Below are 2,667 nucleotides of genomic sequence, written 5' to 3' on the forward strand. Positions count from 1 at the left end.
GAGGTACTCGAGGCCCGGTGGAAAGCCGGGCCGGCCGAAGAACGCAACCTTTGGCAAGGTCTCGCCCAGATCTGCGTCGGGCTCACCCACGCCGCCCGGGGGAACAGCATTGGTGCGATCCGGCTCCTCGAGCGCGGTGCGGGCCGACTCGAGGAGTACGGTTCCGGCGACGGGCCGACCTACGGGCTGGACTTGTCCGCCGTTGTGAGTTGCGCACGTGACCGGATGCGCACCGGCCACTGACCGGCGGCCGGCATCCCCGCGGCAGGCGGCGGAGGCACTAATTGCGGGGGACTGTTGAGAGTTTGCTTGACCATTGGCCTGTCCAATAAGCGGGTCGTTCAGCGGGAGCGGGTTCTCCTGGGCACGACCTTCTGGTCCGTTTCGGCGACGAGGAACACATCGATGGAATCCTCGTGCTCGTGGACGAATCCGGTGCGTTCGTAGAGGCGTCTCGCCGGGCTGCCTTGGAGGACGGTGAGCCGGAAAGGCCGGTGATCGCGCTGCGCCTCCAATACGTGGCGCAGCACCGCGGTCCCCAGACCCTGCCCTTGATACTTGGGGGCCAGATAGAAGTGTTCAATCCATTGCTCATCCGATTCGGGGCGGACCGCAATCACACCGGCCGCGGAGGCTCCGACGTCGATAACAAACGTATGCGCCGGGTGAAAGCCCGTGAGGAAGCGCTGTCTGACGCGCACCGGATCCCAGCGTCCGAGGCGCTCGAGATCGGGACGCATGACCTGGGCGCGGAGCTCGGCAATCCATGAAGCGTCAGAGGGAAGGCTTTGGCGCAATGACCAGACGGGAGGCATGTAGCCATTGAAGCTGAAACTACCCGGCACGACGAAATCGAGCAGGATCCACGCCCCGTAGCTGAAGAGTGCCATCTGAACGACTGAACCACTCTCGCAACAACGGCAACTGACCAGTATCGCTAAGTCGTCCCCGGGGGCCTGCTCGCAAGACCGCGACTCGAAGTGCGATTTAGAAGGAGATGGGCAGGGTGTCAGGGCCAGGGACTAGGGGCCTGAGTGGTCCTGATTCAAGCCGTCTCAGTGGTCCTGAATCGGGCTGACATACTCAGGAGCACATCCACCGGACTTCGCCGCGTGCTTGGTCCCAGTCATAGAAGCGGAAGGATTCCCGGACTTTCGCGGCTGCCCCGGGTGGGAGGACGGCAAAGACGCCATTGGACTGTGTTGCTTGCGTCAGTGAGACGCCGTTAATGGCCGAGATTCCTTCGCTGAGACGTTGAGCCATCTCGTTGGCGTGACTGGCGGACCGCAGCCACAACCCATCCGTTAGCAGGGCTACCAGCTGCGCAGAGACGAAACGGATCTTTGAGGCAAGCTGCATGTTCATCTTGCGCAGGTAGCTCATGCCTGGGTCGGACTGTGGGTTGAGCCAGATAACGGCTTCGCCGAACAGCAGCCCGTTTTTGGTGCCGCCAAAAGACAGGACGTCGACACCGGCGTCGGTGGTGAATGCCTGCAAAGGAAGCCCGAGATGTGCTGCAGCGTTGGCCAGCCTTGCTCCGTCCCAGGTGCAGTTTCATTCCCTTCGCATGGACGTGTTCAGCGATCCGTTGGATTTCTTCCGGCGTGTAGCAGGTGCCGAGTTCGGTGGTTTGGGTGATCGATACGGCCCGCGGTTGCGCCCGGTGCTCGTCTCCCCACCCCCAAGCTTCGGCGTCTATCAATTCCGGGGTGAGTTTGCCATCCGGTGTGGGGACCGGGAGGAGCTTTATTCCGCCAACCCGTTCCGGGGCGCCGTTTTCGTCGGTATTGATATGCGCTGTTGCTGCGCAGATGACAGCGCCCCAGCGCGGGAGCAGGGCTTGCAGGGCATGGACGTTGGCCCCTGTTCCATTGAAGACCGGATATGCGGTAGCAGTTGTCCCGAAGTGGGACTGGATGACCTCTTGAAGCGCTGCTGAGTAGACATCTTCGCCGTATGCGGTGACGTGGCCTTCGTTGGCTGCCTGAACTGCTTCGATGATTTCGGGGTGAGCCCGGTGTAGTTATCCGTGGCGAAGCCCCGGTATGCCGGGTCCTGCAGGCGCCCCGCCAGTACGTGCGGGACGCCTGCTTTGGTATCAACGCTGACGCTTATGCCGGTGCGCCCACGAGGTGGCCGGCCGTGAGGGGCAAGCGCTGCCCGTTKATCTGTTCTGCCTCCAGGTCGAAGATCCGCTGTACAGCGTTGGCAAGGACCCTGACATCTCCGTGGTGCTGTTCGACGAGGTGGAGAAGGCGCACGCCGATCTCTTCAACTCGCTGCTGCAGATCCTGGAAGACGGCCGCCTGACCGACTCCCAGGGCCGCGTGGTCGACTTCAAGAACACCGTGATCATCATGACCACCAACCTCGGTACCCGGGACATTTCCAAGAGCGTCGCCACGGGCTTCCAGTCCGGCACGGACTCCCAGACCGGCTACAACCGGATGCGCGCCCGGGTCACGGAGGAGCTCAAGCAGCACTTCCGCCCCGAGTTCCTGAACCGTGTTGACGATGTTGTGGTCTTCCCGCAGCTGACCCAGGACGAGATCATCGAGATCGTGGACATGTTCGTTGGCCGGCTCGAGAAGCGACTGAAGGACAAGGACATGGGCATCGAGCTCACGTCCGCGGCCAAGGTGCTCCTGGCGACCCGCGGCTACGACC

Annotated in this window: 2 protein-coding genes and 2 pseudogenes; 2 read left to right on the top strand and 2 right to left on the bottom strand. The window is 62.6% G+C overall.

The features are described 5' to 3' along the window. Positions 1-243, top strand: a 243-nt coding sequence (locus AC1D2F_RS23800) for a DUF309 domain-containing protein (RefSeq protein WP_476967898.1), incomplete at its 5' end; no start/stop codon positions are given. Positions 244-341: 98 nt separating this feature from the next. Here AC1D2F_RS23800 and AC1D2F_RS23805 read toward each other — a convergent pair. Continuing rightward, positions 342-890 carry a GNAT family N-acetyltransferase gene (locus AC1D2F_RS23805; protein WP_364742413.1) on the bottom strand — a complete coding sequence of 183 codons (549 nt, stop codon included), beginning with the start codon at positions 888-890 and terminating at the stop codon, positions 342-344. 193 nt (positions 891-1,083) lie between these two features. Then, positions 1,084-2,115, bottom strand: a pseudogene (locus AC1D2F_RS23810) (threonine aldolase family protein). A gap of 110 nt (positions 2,116-2,225) precedes the next feature. Between AC1D2F_RS23810 and AC1D2F_RS23815 the strand changes: the two are divergent. Further along, a pseudogene (locus AC1D2F_RS23815) lies at positions 2,226-2,667 on the top strand (AAA family ATPase); the annotation flags it as partial.

The sequence above is a fragment of the Arthrobacter sp. P1_B3 genome (assembly GCF_056406615.1).